Origin of the sequence: Pseudomonas sp. 22490 (assembly GCF_052044465.1) — a bacterium.
GTDB classification, from domain to species: domain Bacteria; phylum Pseudomonadota; class Gammaproteobacteria; order Pseudomonadales; family Pseudomonadaceae; genus Pseudomonas; species Pseudomonas aeruginosa.
Genome location: NZ_JBQENS010000001.1, coordinates 185607 through 206039, shown reverse-complemented (window position 1 = coordinate 206039; position 20433 = coordinate 185607). Strand labels below are relative to the sequence as shown.

The following is a 20433-nucleotide window of genomic DNA, read 5'->3' as shown; positions in this document are numbered from 1 at the left end:
TGCAGCGGATCGCTCGCGCATCACTTCAGGGTCAGGGTGCCCTTCATCAGCGCGGAGTGGCCCGGGAAGGTGCAGAAGAACATGTACTGCTCGCCTTCCTTCAGCTTGGAGACGTCGAAGGTCACCGAGTCCTTCTCGCCCGAGCCGATCAGCTTGGTGTGGGCGATGACACGGCTGTCGTCGGGCTTCAGGTAATCCTTGTCCAGGCCGGAAGCCATGCCGTCGGTGACCACGCCCTGCATGTCGGCGGCGGTGCTCAGTACCCAGTTGTGGCCCATGACGTTCTTCGGCAGGTTGCCGGGGTGGGACAGGTTGACGGTGAACTGCTTGCAGCTCTTGTCGACGGTGATGGCATTGGTGTTGAACTGCATCTGGTCGTTACCCTGGATGTCCACCGAGCACTCGGCAGCCAGCAGCGGCGCACTGAGCAGGGACAGCAGGGATACCGCAGCGAGTTTACGTAGCATGGAGCAGCCTCCTAGGCAGGTTGGGCGATGAATCCTGAAAGAGCAGACTGCCCGATCGGGCACCGAGTTCCACTGATTCAGGTCAAACCCGAACCGGACGTGGCGGGGCATCGAGCGGGATCTGCCCGGCGTTTACTACGGGGAACTCCTGTTTTAGCACAGATGTGCCGCTTCGCGCCTGCGACGCAACGTCCGGCAACGCTTCGCACGGCTTGGTCGAAGCGCTCCCAGCCGCTACCCTGTGCGCCTTTTTCCACCCCCGACAGGAGTCGATCATGACCTTGCGTTCCGTCTGCGTATTCTGTGGCGCCAGCCCCGGCGCTTCCCCGGTCTACCAGGAAGCCGCCGTGGCCCTCGGCCGGCACCTGGCCGAGCGCGGCCTGACCCTGGTCTACGGTGGCGGCGCGGTCGGTCTGATGGGCACCGTGGCGGACGCCGCATTGGCCGCCGGCGGCGAAGTGATCGGGATCATCCCGCAGAGCCTGCAGGAGGCCGAGATCGGCCACAAGGGCCTGACCCGCCTGGAAGTGGTAGACGGCATGCACGCGCGCAAGGCACGCATGGCCGAACTGGCCGACGCCTTCATCGCCCTGCCCGGCGGGCTCGGCACCCTGGAAGAGCTGTTCGAGGTCTGGACCTGGGGCCAACTGGGCTACCACGCCAAGCCGCTGGGCCTGCTCGAAGTGAACGGTTTCTACGACCCGCTGCTGACTTTCCTCGACCACCTGGTCGACGAACGTTTCGTCCGCGCCGAACACCGCGGCATGCTGCAGCGCGGCGCCAGCCCGGCGGCGCTGCTCGATGCCCTCGCCGCCTGGACGCCGAGCGTGGCGCCGAAGTGGGTCGACCGCCCCCCGCAGTGATCCGCTCCTCTCTCAGGACGGCGGCAGCAGGCTCAGCGGGTCGAGCGGCCGGCCGTTCTGGCGGATCTCGAAGTACAGCTGCACCCGGTCGGCATCCGAGGAACCGGCCTCGGCGATCTTCTGGCCCTTGCCGACCATCTGCCCCTCCTTCACCAGCAAGCGGCTGTTGTGCGCGTAGGTGCTGGTGTACGAGGTACCGTGCTGGATGATCACCAGGTTGCCGTAGCCACGCATGTTGTTCACCGCGAACACCACCTTGCCGGCCAGCGAGGCCTGTACCGGCTGGCCCAGGGTGCCGGCGATGCGGATGCCCTTGTTGAGCTTGTCGGAACTGGAGAAGCGGCGGATCACTGGCCCCTTCATCGGCCACTGCCAGCCGCGCAGGGTCACCGACGGCGGCGGAGGCGGCGGCTTGCGCGCACGGCTGCTCGACGAGGAGCGGCTACTGGCGACGTAGGTCGACTTGCGCCCGTCGAAGCGCACTACCTGGCCGACCTTGACCGCGTAGGGCGGGCGGATGCCGTTGGCGCGCGCCAGGTCCTTGTAGTTCCAGCCGTGCCGGGTGGCGATCGAATAGAGGGTGTCGCCGCGCTTGACGCGATACTCGCCGCGCACGACCTTCGGCACCGACGCCCCCGGGCCGGGAGCCTTGGAGCTGCACGCGGATACCGCCAGCAGGACGGCGATCAAGAGCAATCTGAAGAACACACGGAATCCTTTTCCCGATGAAACCCGGCCGGCTGCGGCGACGGTTGCAGGCCCGCACTATACCTTGTTCGCCGGGGTGCCCGTTGGACTCGCCGATGGCCCGTTTTCTCCGCGCGGCCCGCCACCCGGTCCGCGCACAAACGCCAACGCCCCGCAGGACGGGGCGTCGGTGCCGAGCGGGAAACGTCAGGCGCCGGCGGACTGCTGCACGATCACCGTCTGCGCCGGCATCGGTGCCGGGAAGTCGGCGCCGAGGGCGTCCTTGATCACCTTGTTGGTATCGAAATAGACCTGCCAGTAATGGTCGTTGTGGCAATACGGGCGCACCGCCAGCACCGGCCCGACCAGGTTGAACTCGAGGATCTCCACGTCCACCGGCTGCTCGCCGAGCACGTTGGGAATCGCCGCGACGCGCTGCTTGAGCAGGGCGATGGCCGCCTGGTAGTCGGCGGCACCGGAAAGCTGCGCCTTCAACTCGACCCGGCGGAACGGGTTGTGGGTGAAGTTCTGGATGTTGTCGCCGAATATCTTGTTGTTGCCGACCATGGTCAGCACGTTGTCCGGAGTGTTGATCGCCGTGGTGAACAGGCCGATCTCCTTGACCGTGCCGGTCACTCCGCCGGCGCAGATGAAGTCGCCGACCTTGAACGGCCGCAGGACGATGATGAAGCCGCCGGCCGCCAGGTTCGCCAGCAATCCCGACCAGGCCATGCCGATGGCCAGGCCGACCGCCGCGATCAGCGCCGCCAGGCTGGTGGTCTGGATGCCGAAGAAACCGAGGATGCCCACCACCAGCAGCACGTTCAGGGTCACCGTGATGAACGAACCCACGTAGCGCAGCACGGTGGGATCGACCTTTTGCCGCTCGAGGGATTTCTGCACCATGCCGACGGCGAAGCCGATCAGCCAGCGGCCGATCACCCAGAAGGCGATGGCCGCGAGAATCTTGATGCCGAAGGCGAAGGCGTACTGGGACACCGTCGCCCAGAGCGCGTTGATCTTCTCGGTACCTACGTTGACGATCGTCGTGTCATCCATATCGCTCACCGTGCGCAAGGAAGGAGTCTGGCTCCGTACGAGAACCGCCCCTGGCACCGGAAAGGCAGGCTCCGGCCCTTGGCCCGACAACGTCCGTAGCGGATTCTGGAAAAGCTAGCACGGCGCCGCCAATTTGCCGGAGCACCGCTTCGTTGTCCCCAAACGGCGTGGGCGAGGCTGTGGACAACCTGGGTGAAAAGGTCCGGGAGTCCCGGGCGGCAGGGCCTCCGCGAGACCGATCACTTTTTGATCAGCCGGCTGTTTCCTGTAGCGGCAGCACCGTCACCCGCACCTCCGGGTCATGGCTACCGCCACCGAGGATCACCCCGCGCAACGGCGACACATCGGAAAAATCCCGCCCCCAGGCCAGGGTGATGTGCTCCAGGTCGGGCAACAGGTCGTTGGTCGGGTCGAAATCCACCCAGCCGTTCTCCGGGCAATACAGCGAGACCCAGGCATGCGAGGCGTCGGCACCGATCAGTCGCGCCTGTCCGGGCGGCGGGCGGGTCAGCAGGTAGCCGCTGACGTAGCGCGCCGCCAGTCCGCGCGCGCGCAGGCAGGCGAGCATCAGGTGGGCGAAGTCCTGGCAGACCCCGCGACGGCGCTCCAGCACTTCGTCCAGCGGCGTCGCCACCTGGGTGGCCTGCGCATCGAAGGCGAACTCGCGGAAGATCTTCTCCATCAGTGCCGCCGCCGCCACCAGCAACGGCCGTCCGGGCGGGAAGCAGTCGGCGGCGAACTCGGCGAATCGCCGCTGGATGCGCACATAGGGCGACTCGACGCGATAGCGGCAGGCTTCCAGCTCGGCGGCGGACAGCGCCCGCCCGGAAAATGCCAGCCCGGCGGCGACGGTTTCCCATGCCGGCGACGCGGTCAGTTGCGCCGGCGCATGGGCGAACACTTCGACCTGCAGTCGCGCGCTGACCCGCAGCGCCTCGTGGGGACGCTCGAAGGCCAGCCGGCTCAGCGGATTGCCGAATGCGTCGTGGCCATCCTCGCGCCGGCTCGGCCCCGGCTCGATCAGCAGTGCCCGCTCATGACAGGCCTGCCAGGCGCATTCGCGCGGCCAGAGATGCGCCAGTTGCCGCGACAGCGAGACCGGCGTCGCATAGCGGTAATGGGTGTCGTGCAGCACCTGGTAGCGGGCGCCCGGGAGCGGAACGGAGCGAAGCGCGGGTGCGGACATCAGGTGGATACCGTTCTCTGGCTGACATCGTCGACATGAGCGAAATAGCGCAAGCCTAGCCGATCGGAGACCTGTCCGGCGCAGGCGGCGATGTCGCGCAGCAGTCGCGCCAGCCCGACGAGCACCTCGTCGAGTCCTGCCGCGCCGAACAGCGGGCTTTCCAGGGCCGCCAGATCGAAGCTGCGCAGGCGTTCGCCCAGGGTCCTGAGTTCCCGCTCGCGTGGCGCGCCGAACTCCTCGTGCAGGCGCTCCAGCGAACGCTCCAGGGCCTGCAACTGGAAGCGCAGCGAGTGCGGGTTCTGCTCGTGCAACAGGAGCAGGTCGAGCACCGGGACCAGCTGCGGCGACGCCAGGTAGCGCGAGCGGTAGGTGATGCCGCTGTTACCCAGCTCCAGCAGCCACTCCAGCGCGCCGGCGTCCCAGGCGCTACCGCCGTCGAGGAAGGCGGCGATGCTCTCGGCGAAGAAGCGCACGCGCTCGATGCGCCGGCCGATCATCAGGAAACGCCAGCCGTCGTCGCGGGTCATGTCGTCGAGGGCGAAACCGGACAACGCGGCCAGGGACATCACTAGCCGGTTGAGGAAGTCCAGCGCTTCGCCGAGGTCGGTGCGTGCCGGATCGAGCGCCTGCATGTCGCGTTGCAGCTCCAGCAAGGCCAGCCAGTTCTCCCCGGACAAGCGCCCGCGCACCTGCGCCGCCGCCCAGTGCAGGCGCCGCAGGTTGGCGCACAGGCTCGCCGGCCAGTGCTCGTCGAGCAACGCCCGCAACAGGCACCTTTCCAACGGCTCGCCATCCTCGGGCAGCAGGCCGATGCCGCCGGCCAGGGCCAGGGCGCTGCGCAGCGCCTCTTCGTCGCCATCGGCATCCACGTAGCGCGACAGCACCACCCGCAGCAGGCGCGCGTGGTCGTCGCAACGCTCGGCATAGCGGCCGTACCAGAACAGGTTTTCCACCACCCGCGACGGCAGGTAGGGATCCTCGCGGACCAGGTCGCGCACGCCGAGCCGGCGCGGCCGCCACGGCTCGCCGCCGACCGCACGCTCGGCCAGTACCCAGGTGTCCTTGCTCGCGCCGCCGCGTTGCATCGACACCACCTCGGCATCCGCCGCCGAGGCTACGCGGGTCAGACCGCCGGGCATCACCCAGTAGCGTCCGTCGGCGGCGGCGACGGCGAACACGCGCATGCCGATGGCCCGCGACTGCAGGCCGACGCCGGCCTCGCCGTCGCGCCAGACCGGCGCCTGGGACAACTGCGCCAGGCGTTGCGCCACGTAGGCCTGCGGGCGCTCGCGCAAGCGCTCGCCGAGGGATGCCAGGCCGGCACCGTCGAGGGCGTGGCCGAACAGCGGTTCGCAGCGCTGGCCGGGAAAGGCCGGCTTGATCACCAGGTCGGGCAGTGCCGCGAGTATCGCCTCGAGGGCCTGCGGCTCGCCGCACCAGCGGGTGTCGAGCGAGGGCAGCGCCAACTCCTCGCCCAGCAGGCGGCGACAGGCCTGCGGCAGGAAGCCGAGCAGGCCGGGCGATTCCAGCACCCCGCTGCCCAACGCGTTGGCCACCAGTACGCGCCCCTGGCGTACCGCCTCGAGCAGGCCGGGAATGCCCAGCGCCGAGTCGGTACGTAATTCCAGTGGGTCGCAGAAATCGTCATCGAGGCGCCGCAATACCGCGTGCACCCGTTTCAGGCCGCCGAGGGTCTTGAGATAGAGGGTGGCGTCGCGCACCGTCAGGTCGTGCCCCTCGACCAGCGGAAAACCGAGCTGGCGCGCCAGGTAGAGATGCTCGAAGTAGGTTTCGTTGAAACGTCCGGGAGTCAGCAGCACCACCAGCGGCGTCTCGCCGTCGCCGGCGGCCTGGCTGGCGAGGGTCTCCTGCAGGGTGCGGAAATACCCGGCGAGATGCTGCACGCGCAGGTCGCGATAGAGTTCCGGCAAGGCCCGCGAGACGATCTGCCGGTTCTCCAGCGCATAGCCCGCGCCGGACGGAGCCTGGGTGCGGTCGGCAAGGACCTGCCAGCGTCCGTCGGCATCGCGCGCCAGGTCCACGGCATAGCTGTGCAGGAAAATCCCGCCGGGCGGCCGGATGCCGAGCGCCGGCCAGAGGAAGTTCGGATGGCCGAAGACCAGTTCGCTGGGCAGCAGCCCTTCGGCGAGCAGACGCTGGTCGCCGTACAGGTCGGCCAGCAGCGCATTGAGCAGCCGAGCACGCTGCGCCACACCAGCGGCGATCGGCTGCCACTCGGCGGCGGACAGCAGGTTCGGCAGAAGGTCCAGCGCCCAGGGGCGGTCGGTGCCCTTGGGATCGGCGTAAACGTTGTAGGTGACGCCGTTCTCCTGGATCTGCCGTTCCACCAGGGCCTGGCGCTGGCGCAATTGCTCAGGGCTGCTGCGCTCCAGTTGGCGGAACAGCCGCTGCCAATGGGGACGCACGCCGCCCTGGCGATCGAGCAACTCGTGGTAGGCCGTATCGGTGAACGGATAGTGGGCAAGCTGCTCGGGCATCGAAGGCTCGCGGGGCTGGGGTTGCGGTCACTGTAGCGGAGTCGGCGGCGCGACGCCGGAGCGAAGCGACGAGGCGTTGCCGGGTCCGCCACGACGGTTCTTCGTGAAGACCGGGATGCCCCGGAAGCGCAAGACTTGTGCCAGCGCCGTCAGGCCCGGGCGGCCAGGAGGTCGTGCCGCGGCAATGCACTGCGACGGTGCGCGACCGCAGGCAAGGTTGCAGCCGCGCACGCTTTGCGGGCGGCAGGGCCGCCCCGGCGATCAGCGCGGGATGTTCGGCTGGCGCGACTTCTTCTTGCCCTTGGCGAAGGCCGTCGCCTTGTTCTGCTGACCCTTGCTCCACGGCTTACCACCGTCGCTGGCGCGTGGCGGCAGGCCGGTATGCTGGGTCAGCAGCTTGCCGGCCTTCTTGCTGCCGGCCGGCGTCGAGTTCTTCCGCCGGGCGCTCTGGTATTCGCCGGTATCCGGCTGGTAGGTCGGGACCAGGTGGTGCTTGCCATTGCCGATCAGGTCGGCGCGCCCCATCCGCTCCAGCGCCTCGCGCAGCAGCGGCCAGCCTTTCGGGTCGTGGTAGCGCAGGAAGGCCTTGTGCAGGCGCCGCTGCTGGTCGCTCTTGACGATGGTCACGCCATCGCTCTTGTAGGTGACCTTGCGCAGCGGGTTCTTGCCCGAGTGATACATAGCGGTGGCAGTGGCCATCGGCGAAGGATAGAACGCCTGGACCTGGTCGGCGCGGAAGCCGTTGCGCTTGAGCCACAGGGCCAGGTTCATCATGTCTTCGTCGGTGGTCCCGGGATGGGCGGCGATGAAGTACGGGATCAGGTACTGCTCCTTGCCGGCTTCCTTCGAGAACTTCTCGAACATCTGCTTGAAGCGGTCGTAGGTGCCGATCCCCGGCTTCATCATCTTGTCCAGCGGACCGCGCTCGGTGTGCTCCGGGGCGATCTTCAGGTAGCCGCCGACGTGGTGGGTCACCAGTTCCTTGACGTACTCGGGCGACTCGACGGCGAGGTCGTAGCGCAGGCCGGAGGCGATCAGGATCTTCTTCACCCCCGGCAGCGCCCGGGCCTTGCGGTACAGCTCGATCAGCGAGCTGTGGTCGGTATCGAGGTTCTCGCAGATGCCGGGGAACACGCAGGATGGCTTGCGGCAGTGCCGCTCGATGTCCGGGCTCTTGCAGGCGATGCGGTACATGTTCGCCGTCGGTCCGCCAAGGTCGGAGACCACGCCGGTGAAGCCGGGCACCTTGTCGCGCATCTCCTCGATCTCGCGGATGATCGAGTCGTGCGAGCGGTTCTGGATGATCCGTCCCTCATGCTCGGTGATCGAGCAGAAGGTGCAGCCGCCGAAGCAGCCACGCATGATGTTCACCGAGAAGCGGATCATCTCGTAGGCGGGAATCTTCGCCTTGCCGTAGGCCGGGTGCGGCACGCGGGCATAGGGCATGCCGAACACGTAGTCCATTTCCTCGGTGCTCATCGGAATGGGCGGCGGGTTGAACCAGACATCCACTTCGCCGTGCTTCTGCACCAGGGCACGGGCGTTGCCCGGGTTGGTCTCCAGGTGCAGCACGCGGTTGGCGTGGGCATAGAGCACCGGGTCGTTGCGCACCTTCTCGAAAGACGGCAGGCGGATCACGGTCTTCTCCCGGGTCAGCCTGGGGTTCGCCAGCAACTGCACGACCTTGGCTTCCTGCGGGTCCTCCTGCGCGCCCTTTTCCTGCTCGATGGCGCAGGCGGCGGTGTCCTGGGTGTTCACGTAGGGATTGATGATCTTGTCGATCTTGCCCGGCCGGTCGATCCGCGTGGAATCGATCTCGAACCAGCCCTCCGGGGTGTCGCGACGGACGAAGGCGGTGCCGCGCACGTCGGTGATCGCGCTCACCAGTTCGCCCTGGGCCAGGCGCTGGGCGATTTCCACCACCGCACGCTCGGCGTTGCCGTAGAGCAGGATGTCGGCCGTGGCGTCCATCAGGATCGAGCGGCGGACCTTGTCCTGCCAGTAGTCGTAATGGGCGATGCGCCGCAACGAGGCCTCGATCCCGCCGAGGATCACCGGCACATGGCTGTAGGCCTCCTTGCAGCGCTGGCTATAGACCAGGCTGGCGCGGTCCGGGCGCTTGCCGGCCAGGCCGCCGGGGGTGTAAGCGTCGTCGGAACGGACCTTCTTGTCCGCGGTGTAGCGGTTGATCATCGAGTCCATGTTGCCGGCCGCCACGCCGAAGAACAGGTTCGGCTCGCCGAGCTTCATGAAGTCGTCCTTCGACTGCCAGTCCGGCTGGGCGATGATGCCGACGCGGAACCCCTGGGCCTCCAGCAGGCGGCCGATGATGGCCATGCCGAAGGACGGGTGGTCGACGTAGGCATCGCCGGTGACGATGATGATGTCGCAGGAGTCCCAGCCGAGCTGATCCATCTCTTCCCTACTCATAGGCAGGAAGGGCGCCGGACCGAAACACTCGGCCCAGTACTTGGGATAGTCGAACAGCGGCTTGGCGGCTTGCATCACGGGCACCAGGGGGTATCTCTAGGAATGGGGGGTCGCGTAAACGCGGGCGCGGAATATAGCACAAAAAATGAGCAATTCCGACGTTTTCACTGGGTATTGCCTATCGTCGGCTGGCCTCGCAAACCGCCATCATTTCGCCACCTTCTTTCTATACTCCATCCATCGTCATCTCACCCGGCCTCCACCAGAGGCCCCCGGGAGATTCATCGTGCGCCATCCTCTTGCCCAGTTCGCGGTCGTCTTCCTGCTATTGGCCAGCGCCGCGTCGAACGCAGCGCCGGGGCTTCCTACGGGCCCGGCCAGCGGCGCCTGGTTGAACGGCTCGCTGGACCTGCTCGAAGACCCCGATGGCAACCTGGCGGTGGAGGACCTCGAACAAGCGGAGCAGGCCGGCCGCTTCGTCGCCGCCGCCGGCCGCACCAGCGTCGGCCTCAGCCGCAGCGCCTGGTGGCTGCGCCTCGACCTGCCGAGACGCGAGGCGGTATCCGGCGGCTGGTGGCTGGAAGTCGCCAGCGCCAGCCTGCACGACCTGCGCCTGTATCTCCCCGACGAGCGCGGCGGGTTCCGTGAACATCGCAGCGGCGAAGCGGTGCCCTTCGCCGAGGGCCGCGACCACGCCTACCGTCATCCGCTGTTCCGGATCCCTCCCGGCGATGGGCCGTTGCGCGTCTACCTGCGCAGCTACGATCCCGGCGGCAACGCCTTTCCGCTGAGGCTCTGGAGCCACGACGAACTGCTGGAATACCGCAGCCAGGGCAACCTGCTGTTCGGCATGGCCTACGGGCTGATCCTCGCCCTGCTGCTGTACAACCTGTTCCTCTTCACCAGCCTGCGCGATCGCGCCTATTTCTGGTACGTGCTGACCGCTGCCAGCGCGCTGGTGCTGACCCTGAGCATCAGCGGCCATGGTTTCGAGTATTTCTGGCCCGAGCGGGCGGTGCCCTGGTGGCTTGACCGCCTGGCGCTGCTGGCGATCTGGGGCATCTGCGTGATCCGCTTCAGCCAGAACCTGCTGCAAAGCCGGCAGCACGCACGCTGGGCCCATCACCTGCTGAACGCCTGTTGCCTGCTGTTCCTTGCCTGCCTGGCGTTCAACGCCGCCGGCTGGCGCTGGCAGGCGGCCGGCGTGCTGGCGCTGACCCTGCTGGCCAACCTGCCGATCGCCATCGGCCTGGCAGTGCAGCGCTGGCGCCAGGGTTCGGCCACGGCGCGCCTGTACCTGGTCGGCTTCGGCCTGGTGCTCGGCAGCGTCAGCCTTGGCGTGATGCGCGCCACCGCGCTGGTCCAGCCGACCTCGGCCAACGCCATGGTCTTCCCGCTGGCGCTGACCCTGGAGGCCCTGCTGTTCTCCCTGGCGCTCGCCTCGCGCATCCAGGATCTGAAGCAGGAAAGGGCCCTGGCCCTGGACCAGGCCGACCAGGAAAAGAACGCGCGCCTGGCCCTGCTGCACAGCGCCCAGCGCGACCTGGCACGCGCCGTGGAAGTCCGTACCAACGAGTTGAGCGAGGCCAATCGCCAGTTGCAGATGCGCGAAGCGCAACTGCAGTACGCCGCCCATCACGACCCGCTGACCGGGCTTGGCAACCGCAGGCACCTGATGGAGTTCGCCGAAAGCGCCCTGGACGACGCGCGCCGCCACGGCAACAGCATGGCGCTGCTGCTGATCGACCTGGATCACTTCAAGCCGATCAACGATACCCATGGCCACGATGCCGGCGACTTCGTCCTGCAGAACGTGGCCCAGCGGCTGCGCCATTGCGTGCGCACCGAGGATTGCGTGGCACGCCTCGGCGGCGACGAATTCGCCGTGCTGGTCGGCGGGTCGAATGCCGAGCAGCATGCCCGCGACATCGCCGAACGCCTGCTGCGAGAACTGGCGAAACCGGTGGAGTTCGCCAAGCAGTGGCTGGTGATCACACCGAGCATCGGCGTCGCCCTGTTTCCCGGCGACGCCCTGCAGTTCGGCAAACTCTACAAGGCCGCCGACCAGGCGCTGTACCGGGTCAAGGGCGCCGGGCGCGCCGGCTATGCGATGGCTGCCGACGATGAACGCGAGACCGCGCCGGCGCTCCCCTGGCCGACCGCCCTGGCACCGGAGCGTATCTCCTGAATCAGTGGCTGTAGCGTCGCGGAACCCGAGCCGTGACCTTGCTCAGAAGCTCGTAGCCAAGGGTGCCGCAGGCACGGGCGACCTCGTCCACCGACAACCCGGCGCCCCACAACTCCACCGGGTCGCCAACGCGAGCCTCCGGCAGGTCGGAGAGGTCGACCGCCAGCATGTCCATCGAGACCCGCCCGGCCAGGGTCGCGCGGCGTCCCCCGACCAGTACCGGAGTCCCGGCTGGCGCGGTACGCGGATAGCCGTCAGCGTAGCCGCAACTGACCGTGCCGATCCGCGCCGGCCGCTCGGCGATCCAGGTGGCGCCGTAGCCGACGCTCTCGCCCACGGCCACCTCGCGCAGTGAAATCAACTGCGCGCCCAGGCTCATGGCCGGCCTCAGGCCCAGTTCGGCGGCGCTCAGGTCGGCCAGCGGGGTCGACCCGTAGAGCATGATTCCCGGCCGCAGCCAGTCCATGTGGGCGGCCGGGATAGTCAGCACCGCCGCCGAATTGGCCAGGCTGCGCTGGTCGAAATCCAGGTCGAGCAGGCCGAGGAAACTCTCCAGCTGCTGCTCGGTGAGCGGATGGTTGCGTTCGTCGGCGCAGGCGAAATGGCTGATCAGGTTCAGCTCGCGCACACCAGGATGGTTGCGCAGGCGCGCATGCCAGGCGCGCAGCGCGGCAGGATCGAAGCCTAGGCGGTGCATGCCGGAGTCGAGCTTGAGCCAGACGTTGAGTGGAATATCCAGGCCGGCGGCGAGGAACGCCTCGCCCTGTTCCGCGCCCTGGATCACCAGGTCCAGGCGCAATTGCCCGGCGAGGGCGTATTCGCTCGCCTCGAAGCAGCCTTCCAGCAACAGGATGCGCGCGCTGGCGTGCAAGGCGCGGACTTCCGCGGCCTCCTCCAGGCAGGCCACGGCGAAGCCATCGGCATCGTCGTGCAACGCGGTAACCACTTCGCGCGCACCGTGGCCATAGGCGTTCGCCTTGACCACCGCGAACGCCTGGCGCTGCGGCGCGCAGCGCTTGGCCAGGGCATAGTTGTGGCGAATGGCGGAAAGGTCGACGGTGGCAACGAGGGGACGCATGGCATCGGGTCCTGCAACTGAAACGGGTGCCTATGGTAAGGCGCCCGCCGGGCAAGACCCAAGCCGGGTCATTCGTCCTCGAAGTTGTACATGCCGGCGGCAAGGTTCTCGAAGCGCGTGTATTTGCCGATGAAGGCCAGGCGCACCGTACCGATCGGACCGTTACGCTGCTTGCCGATGATGATTTCGGCGACGCCCTTGAACTCGGTCTCCGGGTGGTACACCTCGTCGCGGTAGACGAACATGATCACGTCGGCGTCCTGCTCGATCGCCCCGGATTCGCGCAAGTCGGAGTTCACCGGGCGCTTGTTGGGTCGCTGCTCCAGGGAGCGGTTGAGCTGCGACAGGGCAATCACCGGGCAGTTGAATTCCTTCGCCAGGGCCTTCAGCGAGCGGGAAATCTCGGAAATCTCGTTGGTCCGGTTGTCGCCGCTGGAGCCGGGTATCTGCATCAGTTGCAGGTAGTCGATCATGATCAGCGCCAGGTCGCCGTGCTCGCGCACCAGGCGACGGGTCCGCGCGCGCATTTCCGAGGGACTGATGCCAGCGGTATCGTCGATGAACAGCTTCTTGTCGTTGAGCAGGTTGATCGCCGAAGTCAGGCGCGGCCAGTCCTCGTCGTCGAGCTTGCCGGAACGCACCTTGGTCTGGTCGATACGCCCGAGCGACGAGAGCATACGCATCACGATCGAGTCGGAGGGCATCTCCAGGGAGTACACCAACACGGCCTTGTCGGTGCGCATCACCGCGTTCTCGACCAGGTTCATGGCGAAGGTGGTCTTACCCATCGACGGACGCCCGGCGACGATGATCAGGTCGGCCGGCTGCAGGCCGCTGGTCTTCTCGTCGAGGTCGGTGAAACCGGTGGACACCCCGGTCAGCGCCTCGGTGGTGTTGAACAGGTAGTCGATGCGGTCGATGGTCTTGACCAGGATATCGCTGATCCCTACCGGCCCGCCGGTCTTCGGTCGCGCTTCGGCGATCTCGAAGATCTTCCGCTCGGCCTCGTCGAGGATCTCGTTGGCGCCGCGCCCTTCCGGGTGGAAGGCGCTGTCGGCGATCTCGTTGCTGATGCCGATCAGTTGGCGCAGGGTGGCGCGCTCGCGGATGATCTGCGCGTAGGCCTTGATGTTGGCGACCGAGGGAATGTTCTTCGCCAGTTCGCCGAGATAGGCCAGGCCGCCGACCTGGGCCAGTTGTCCTTCCTTCTCCAACTGCTCGGAGAGGGTCACCACGTCGATCGGCTGGTTGGCCTCGGCCAGCTTGTAGATGGCGCGGAAGATCAGGCGATGGTCATGGCGGTAGAAATCGCCGTCGGACACCGAATCCGACACACGCTCCCAGGCGTTGTTGTCCAGCATCAGGCCACCCAGCACGGCCTGCTCGGCCTCGATCGAGTGCGGCGGCACCTTCAGGGCTGTGGTTTCCAGGTCGTATTGCTCGGGGCTGGTGATCTCGTTCATAGACTCGACGCAAGAAAAAGGAACAGCGGAAAAAACAACGGGCACGGTGCCGTTGCCGGTACCGTGCCCGATGTTAGCGGACTGCCGCGGACACGCATATGCCCGCCCAGCCCTACCGATCGGATCGCTTACTCAGCGACGATGATCAGCTTCAGAGTGGTTTCCACGTCGGTGTGCAGGTGCACGGCGACGTCGAACTCACCGGTGTTGCGCAGCGCGCCGTTGGGCAGGCGAACTTCGGCTTTTTCCAGCGGGTAACCGGCAGCGGAAACGGCTTCGGCGATGTCGCGGGTGCCGATCGAACCGAACAGCTTGCCTTCGTCGCCAGCGTGGGCGCCGAGGGTTACCACCAGCTCGGAGAGCTGGGCAGCACGGGCTTCGGCAGCGGCCTTCTTCTCGGCGGCAGCCTTTTCCAGCTCGGCGCGGCGTGCTTCGAACGCAGCGACGTTCTCGGCGGTGGCGACGGTGGCCTTGCCCTGCGGCAGCAGGAAGTTACGGGCGTAACCGCCCTTGATGTTCACCTTGTCGCCCAGGTTGCCCAGGTTGGCGACTTTTTCCAGCAGGATGACTTCCATTTGAGTCTTACCTCTTAACTTTTAACCTTCACCGTTCGTGGAACCCTGGCGCCGGGCCAGGCGTCCACGAAAATCAAACAGACTGTCGACAACCGCCAAAAGACAGATCAGGTTCCCCAGCAGCAATACAGCCAGGTACAGGCCCACCAGCCAACCACCCGCGAGGCGCTTCAGGGCGATCAGGCCATGCCCGAGCGCCACGCCGGCGATGATCAGCGGCACGCTGCACAACGGACCGAGCACCGCGGCCTGCACTTCCAGCGCCGGGACCACGACGGCCCCCAGCAGCAGGATCACGGCAACCGCCGGCGCCAGCCGCAAACTCCGGAATTCGCGGCCGAAGCCGCCCGGGTTGTACAGCGAAGCCTGCCAGTACCGCGCGAGCATCAGGCAGAGCAGGCAGGTCACCTGCAGCGAGGAAGCCATGACCCCGGTCAGGGTCGGCACCAGCGCCACCTGCAACTTGTCCAGCTCTTCGCCCGACAGCTGGGACTCCCCGCGAAGCTGGGTCAGGACCTTGGTGACTTCCGTCGCCAGGGCGCCGATCAGCTCGCTGGAGGTATGCCCCAGCACCAGCGCGAATACCACGCCAACTGCAACACTGCCCAGCAGCACATGGCTCCAGGACGTGCTGGCGCGCAGGATCTGCGCCAGCGTCAGGGTACCGAGCAGGACCAGAAGGATGCTCGGATCGCCCAGGTACCACCAGAACATCGCCGGTAGCACCGCCCAGGCCAGGACGCCGAAGGCGTCGCCGAATCCGCGCCGCAGCAGCACCAGGCTACCGGCGGCGGCACTCAGCCAGAACAACAGTGGAACAACCGCGGAGCCTGCCACGGCGAGCGTGGCCTGCATGCGGCCGCGCATGGTGAACTCAGCCAGTGCGCGCATGCGATCTATCCCTTACCAGCGTTCGACTGCCCGATCTCAACGGCCGTGGCTGTCGGTGTAAGGAAGCAGGGCCAGGTAGCGGGCGCGCTTGATAGCGGTCGCCAGCTGACGCTGGTACTTGGCCTTGGTGCCGGTGATACGGCTCGGAACGATCTTGCCGGTTTCGGAAACGTAGGCCTTCAGGGTGTTGAGATCCTTGTAATCGATCTCTTTCACGCCTTCGGCGGTGAAGCGGCAGAACTTACGACGACGGAAGAAACGTGCCATGTGATTGGCTCCTCAATACTGGTCCGGAATTACTCGTCAGCGTTATCGCTATCGCTGTTGTCGTCGCCATCGGCGCCTTCAGCGTTATCGTTCGGACGCTCACGACGCTCGCGACGCTCGTTGCGGCTTTCTTCAGCCTTGAGCATCTCGGACTGCTCGGTGACAGCTTCGTCGCGACGCATGACCAGGTTACGGATCACGGCATCGTTGTAACGGAAGTTGTCTTCCAGCTCAGCCAGGGCCTTGGCGCTGCACTCGACGTTCATCAGAACGTAGTGGGCCTTGTGCACGTTGTTGATGGCGTAGGCCAGCTGACGACGGCCCCAGTCTTCCAGACGGTGGATCTTGCCGCCGTCTTCTTCGATGGCCTTGGTGTAACGCTCGACCATGCCACCGACTTGTTCGCTCTGGTCCGGGTGAACCAGGAACACGATTTCGTAATGACGCATAAATGCTCCTTACGGGTTGCAGCCTGCCGCAGAACGGTCAGGCAAGGAGTGAATGTTTTCTTGGCTTGCCTGGTGGAGAGGCGAACGAACGCCTGCCCGCGCGGCAAGGGGCGACATTCTAGAGAAGGGCAACCGGCGAAGCAAGGAAGATTGGCGAATATTTGTACAGCGGATGGAATGGCGCGGGGCCGCGCCGCGGCGGCCCCGCACGCGCTCACTCCAGCGGGGTGCGCTGGCGGAGGATCTCGAACAGGCAGACGCCGGTGGCGACCGAGACGTTCAGGCTGCTGACGCTGCCGGCCATCGGCAACCTGGCGAGGAAGTCGCAGTGCTCGCGGGTCAGCCGGCGCATGCCCTTGCCTTCCGCGCCCATCACCAGCACGGTCGGCCCCTTGAGGTCGAGCTGGTAGAGGGTCTTGTCCGCCTCGCCAGCGGTGCCGACCACCCACAGGCCGCGCTGCTGGAGCTTTTCCAGGGTGCGCGCGAGGTTGGTCACCGCCACCAGCGGGATCACCTCGGCGGCGCCGCAAGCGACCTTGCGCACGGTGGCGTTGAGGGTCGCGGACTTGTCCTTGGGCACGATCACCGCCTGCACCCCCGCCGCATCGGCGGTACGCAGGCAGGCGCCGAGGTTGTGCGGATCGGTGACGCCATCCAGGGCCAGCAGCAGCGGCACGCCCTCGCTCCGCTCGAGCAGTTCCTCGAGCATGTTTTCGCCCCAGACCTGGCTGGGGCTGACTTCCGCGACCACGCCCTGGTGGACGCCTTCCGCCCACTCGTCGAGTTCGCGCCGATCGCGCTGCCCTACCGGAATACGGAACCCGGCGGCCAGCTCGGTGAGCACCTGGACCCGCGGATCATGCCGCCCCTCGGCCAGCCACAACTGCTTGACCCGCTTCGGGTGATGACGCAACAACGCTTCCACCGCATGCACGCCGTAGACCTTTTCCCACTGACTCATGACTTGGCCTTACGTTTGCGCGCCCCGGTGGCGGCCGGAGCGTTGTCGGCCTTCGGCTTGGAAGGCCCCTTGCGATGCTTGGTCGGCTTGCCCGGCTTGGCGACAGCGGCGGGCTTGCCGTCCTTGGCCTTGCCCTTCGCGCTCTTGCCCGCAGGAACGACCTTGCCCTTCTTCCCGCCCTTGTCCTTGCCGCCGACACGCGCCTCGGCGAGCAGCGCCTGCTTCACCTCGCGACTCTTGCGCACGTCGGTGTTGCCGAGCATCTCCGCGGCCTGCGCCAGCAGCTCCGGCGCGACCGGCGGCAGCGCCTGCACCTTGCCGGCCTTGCGCCGCGGCACCACCGCGGCGTCGGGACTGGCCAGCGCCGGCTCCAGGTCGACCTCGGGCACGGATGCGCCCTTGCGCCCCTTCGGCGCCTTGCCGGCGTTCGTCGACTTGTCGCCGTTGCGCTTCTTGCGTCCGATCGGCGCGCTCAGCACGTTTCCGGCCAGCTCGAAATCGATCTTCCGCTCGTCCAGGTCGACCCGCGCCACTACCACTTCCGTGGTGTCGCCGAGACGGAAGCTGCGCCCGGTGCGTTCGCCGCTGAGGCGATGGTGCACGGCGTCGAAATGATAGTAGTCGCCGGGCAGCGCGGTCACATGGACCAGGCCTTCGACGAAGATGTCGGTCAGCTCGACGAACAGACCGAAACCGGTGACCGCAGTGATTACGCCAGGGAAGGTCTCGCCGACCCGCTCGCGCATGTATTCGCACTTCAGCCAGTTGGTCACGTCGCGGGTGGCCTCGTCGGCACGCCGCTCGGTCATCGAGCACTGCTCGCCCAACTGGTCCAGGCGCAATTCGTCGTACGGATAGATACGCGCCTTGGGCATGCTCGCCGCGCCGGCCCGCTGCACGTGCGGAGTCTCCGCCTTGGAGCGGATCACACTGCGGATCGCACGATGCACCAGCAGGTCCGGGTAGCGCCGGATCGGCGAGGTGAAGTGGGTGTAGGCGTCGTAGTTGAGGCCGAAGTGGCCATTGTTGTCCGGGCTGTACACCGCCTGGCTGAGCGAACGCAGCATGACCGTCTGGATCAGGCGGAAGTCGGCGCGGTCGTGGATCTTCTCCAGCAACTCCTGGTAGTCGCCCGGGGTCGGCGCGGCCTTGCCGCGGCCGAGGCTCAACCCCAGCTCGCCGAGGAACTGGCGCAGGTTGTTGAGTTTCTCCTGCGGCGGGCCGTCATGCACCCGGTACAACGCCGGGATGGCGTGCTTCTGCAGGAAGCGTGCGGTCGCCACGTTGGCGCAGAGCATGCATTCTTCGATCAGGCGGTGCGCATCGTTGCGCTGGGTCGGGCGGATTTCCGAGATCTTCCGGTCGGCGCCGAAGACGATGCGGGTTTCCTGGGTCTCGAAATCGATCGCGCCGCGGACATGGCGGCCGGCCAGCAGCGCTTTATACAACGCATACAGCTGCTGCAGGTGCGGCACCACGCCGGGCAACTGCTGGCGCAGGTTCTCGGCCTCGACGCTGTCGGGGTGCTCGAGCAACTGGCTGACCTTGGTGTAGGTCAGGCGGGCATGGGAGTGGATCACCGCTTCGTAGAACTGGTAGCCGGTCAGCTTGCCAGCCTTGGACAGGGTCATCTCGCAGACCATGGCCAGCCGGTCGACCAGCGGATTCAGCGAGCAGAGACCATTGGACAGCACCTCCGGCAGCATCGGGATCACCCGCTCGGGGAAATACACCGAGTTGCCGCGCCTGGCCGCCTCTTCGTCCAGCGCCGAACCGACCTTCACGTAGTGCGAGACATCGGCGATCGCCACGAACAGGCGCCAGCCGCCGCCGCGCTTGGCCTCGGCGTACACCGCGTCGTCGAAGTCGCGGGCATCCTCGCCGTCGATGGTGACGAAGGGCACCTGGCGCAGGTCGATACGCTTTTCCTTGTCCTTCTCCGCCACTTCCGGCTTGAGCTTGGCCGCTTCCTTCTCCACCGCGGCCGGCCAGACGTGGGGGATATCGTAGCTGCGCAAGGCGACTTCGATCTCCATCCCCGGCGCCATGTAGTCGCCGAGCACCTCGACGATCTCGCCCTGGGCCTGGCGGTGGATGCTCGGCCATTGCTCGATGCGCACCTGGACGAACTGGTTGTGCCTGGCCTTGCCGGCCTTGCCCGGCGGGATCAGGACTTCCTGCTGGATCTTCGGGTTGTCCGCGACCACCACGCCGATGCCGCTTTCCTCGAAGTAGCGGCCGACCACGATCTCGTGGGCCCGCTCGATCACCTCGACCAGCTGGCCTTCGCGGCGTCCGCGCCGGTCATGGCCGGATACCCGGGCCAGGGCGCGGTCGCCGTCGAACACCAGGCGCATCTGGGTGGGACTGAGGAACAGGTCGTCGCTGCCATCGTCGGGGATCAGGAAGCCGAAGCCGTCGCGGTGCCCGCTGATGCGGCCGCGGATCAGGTCCAGCTTGTCCACCGGCGCATAGGCGCCACGACGCGTATAGATAAGCTGCCCGTCGCGCTCCATGGCGCGCAGGCGACGACGCAAGGCCTCTTCCGGCTCCTCGCCGGCGAGCCCGAACTCGTCGAGCAACTGGGAGCGAGTCGCCGGAGCGCCCCGCTCGGATAGGTGAGCCAGGATCAGTTCCCGGCTGGGGATGGGGTTTTCGTACTTTTCCGCTTCGCGAGCGGCCTCGGGATCGAGGTTTTGCCAATCGGCCATTAGAGGTAGGTCACCTTTTCTTCTTTAGCGTTTGCTGCCATTGCTCTATTGAAGCGCGAAAACGCTTCGTCGGTCAGCTTCGGCAACAGAATAATTTTTATCGCATCAGGGGTTTACAAGCAGAATACGTACTCGTATAGTTCGCGCCCACAACGTTGCTGAGACGTTGTAACACGGAAACGATGAGCGATCATCGACTCCAGTGCCCAGGTGGCGGAATTGGTAGACGCACTAGGTTCAGGTCCTAGCGGTGGCAACACCGTGGAAGTTCGAGTCTTCTCCTGGGCACCATATTTCAGACAAAGCCGATCATTAGACCGTTTTTGTTTCAGCAGTTCAGCCACTACCAGGCATTGAAACTGCGACAAGGTTTGCAACACCCAAGTCGATGAGCGATCATCGCACAATGCTGAAAAGCATGCCCAGGTGGCGGAATTGGTAGACGCACTAGGTTCAGGTCCTAGCGGTGGCAACACCGTGGAAGTTCGAGTCTTCTCCTGGGCACCATCTTCAAGACAAACAGCCGAGCATCGCTCGGCTTTTTGTTGTCCGCGATTTTCCCTTCGAGCCACGCCACCCTCCCCCGCTCACCGCGGCGCCGACCCCGGAAATGAAAACGGGCCGCATGCGCAGCCCGTTCCGTCATCGCCCCGCTATCCG

At 66.4% G+C, this 20433-nt stretch carries 16 protein-coding genes and 2 tRNA genes; 4 read left to right on the top strand and 14 right to left on the bottom strand.

Annotated features, from left to right (window positions below; genetic code table 11):
* Positions 1-20 precede the first annotated feature (20 nt).
* Positions 21-467: an azurin gene (azu, locus tag ACTJJX_RS00845; protein ID WP_003095591.1), complete on the bottom strand. Its 447-nt coding sequence runs from the start codon at positions 465-467 to the stop codon at positions 21-23.
* A 275-nt stretch (positions 468-742) separates the two neighbouring features.
* Here azu and ACTJJX_RS00840 point away from each other — a divergent pair, with 275 nt between their 5' ends.
* A complete protein-coding gene (locus ACTJJX_RS00840) occupies positions 743-1330 on the top strand; it encodes a TIGR00730 family Rossman fold protein (protein WP_016852196.1) in 588 nt (195 codons plus the stop codon).
* A gap of 12 nt (positions 1331-1342) precedes the next feature.
* On the opposite strand, the gene ACTJJX_RS00835 is transcribed toward ACTJJX_RS00840, so the two are convergent.
* From ACTJJX_RS00835 to ACTJJX_RS00815, 5 genes are all read right to left on the bottom strand, one after another.
* On the bottom strand, positions 1343-2038 hold the full coding sequence (locus ACTJJX_RS00835) for a peptidoglycan DD-metalloendopeptidase family protein (RefSeq protein WP_003123562.1): 696 nt from the start codon (positions 2036-2038) through the stop codon (positions 1343-1345).
* A 186-nt stretch (positions 2039-2224) separates the two neighbouring features.
* Positions 2225-3076 carry a mechanosensitive ion channel family protein gene (locus ACTJJX_RS00830; protein ID WP_016852197.1) on the bottom strand — a complete coding sequence of 284 codons (852 nt, stop codon included), beginning with the start codon at positions 3074-3076 and terminating at the stop codon, positions 2225-2227.
* 250 nt (positions 3077-3326) lie between these two features.
* On the bottom strand, positions 3327-4262 hold the full coding sequence (locus ACTJJX_RS00825; RefSeq protein WP_016852198.1) for a transglutaminase family protein: 936 nt from the start codon (positions 4260-4262) through the stop codon (positions 3327-3329).
* Positions 4262-6760, bottom strand: a complete 2499-nt coding sequence (locus ACTJJX_RS00820; protein ID WP_016852199.1) for a circularly permuted type 2 ATP-grasp protein — start codon at positions 6758-6760, stop codon at positions 4262-4264. The genes ACTJJX_RS00825 and ACTJJX_RS00820 overlap by 1 nt, the downstream gene beginning before the upstream one ends.
* Positions 6761-7021: 261 nt before the next feature.
* On the bottom strand, positions 7022-9265 hold the full coding sequence (locus tag ACTJJX_RS00815; RefSeq protein ID WP_003100007.1) for a YgiQ family radical SAM protein: 2244 nt from the start codon (positions 9263-9265) through the stop codon (positions 7022-7024).
* Between the two features lie 211 nt (positions 9266-9476).
* On the opposite strand from ACTJJX_RS00815, the gene ACTJJX_RS00810 reads away from it, so the two are divergent.
* Entirely contained in the window at positions 9477-11378 is a 1902-nt protein-coding gene (locus ACTJJX_RS00810) for a diguanylate cyclase (RefSeq protein WP_003100009.1), read from the top strand.
* Between the two features lies 1 nt (position 11379).
* Here ACTJJX_RS00810 and alr read toward each other — a convergent pair whose 3' ends face one another.
* From alr to rnr, 8 genes are all read right to left on the bottom strand, one after another.
* On the bottom strand, positions 11380-12456 hold the full coding sequence (gene alr / locus ACTJJX_RS00805; protein ID WP_003100010.1) for an alanine racemase: 1077 nt from the start codon (positions 12454-12456) through the stop codon (positions 11380-11382).
* A 68-nt stretch (positions 12457-12524) separates the two neighbouring features.
* Positions 12525-13919 (bottom strand): replicative DNA helicase, encoded by a 1395-nt coding sequence (dnaB, locus tag ACTJJX_RS00800; protein ID WP_003100012.1) that lies wholly within the window; start codon positions 13917-13919, stop codon positions 12525-12527.
* A 128-nt stretch (positions 13920-14047) separates the two neighbouring features.
* Positions 14048-14494 (bottom strand): 50S ribosomal protein L9, encoded by a 447-nt coding sequence (gene rplI, locus ACTJJX_RS00795; RefSeq protein ID WP_003095627.1) that lies wholly within the window; start codon positions 14492-14494, stop codon positions 14048-14050.
* A gap of 21 nt (positions 14495-14515) precedes the next feature.
* Positions 14516-15385: a hypothetical protein gene (locus ACTJJX_RS00790; RefSeq protein WP_003095630.1), complete on the bottom strand. Its 870-nt coding sequence runs from the start codon at positions 15383-15385 to the stop codon at positions 14516-14518.
* Between the two features lie 36 nt (positions 15386-15421).
* Complete coding sequence (gene rpsR / locus ACTJJX_RS00785) at positions 15422-15652, bottom strand: 30S ribosomal protein S18 (RefSeq protein ID WP_003095634.1); 231 nt, start codon at positions 15650-15652, stop codon at positions 15422-15424.
* 29 nt (positions 15653-15681) lie between these two features.
* Positions 15682-16101 carry a 30S ribosomal protein S6 gene (rpsF, locus tag ACTJJX_RS00780; protein ID WP_003095636.1) on the bottom strand — a complete coding sequence of 140 codons (420 nt, stop codon included), beginning with the start codon at positions 16099-16101 and terminating at the stop codon, positions 15682-15684.
* 214 nt (positions 16102-16315) lie between these two features.
* On the bottom strand, positions 16316-17062 hold the full coding sequence (gene rlmB / locus ACTJJX_RS00775; RefSeq protein WP_003095638.1) for a 23S rRNA (guanosine(2251)-2'-O)-methyltransferase RlmB: 747 nt from the start codon (positions 17060-17062) through the stop codon (positions 16316-16318).
* Positions 17059-19773, bottom strand: a complete 2715-nt coding sequence (gene rnr / locus ACTJJX_RS00770; RefSeq protein WP_012614611.1) for a ribonuclease R — start codon at positions 19771-19773, stop codon at positions 17059-17061. Before rnr ends, rlmB begins: the two co-directional genes overlap by 4 nt.
* Positions 19774-19977: 204 nt before the next feature.
* On the opposite strand from rnr, the gene ACTJJX_RS00765 reads away from it, so the two are divergent.
* Positions 19978-20064, top strand: a tRNA-Leu gene (locus tag ACTJJX_RS00765).
* Positions 20065-20193: 129 nt separating this feature from the next.
* A tRNA-Leu gene (locus tag ACTJJX_RS00760) sits at positions 20194-20280 on the top strand.
* Positions 20281-20433: the final 153 nt, after the last annotated feature.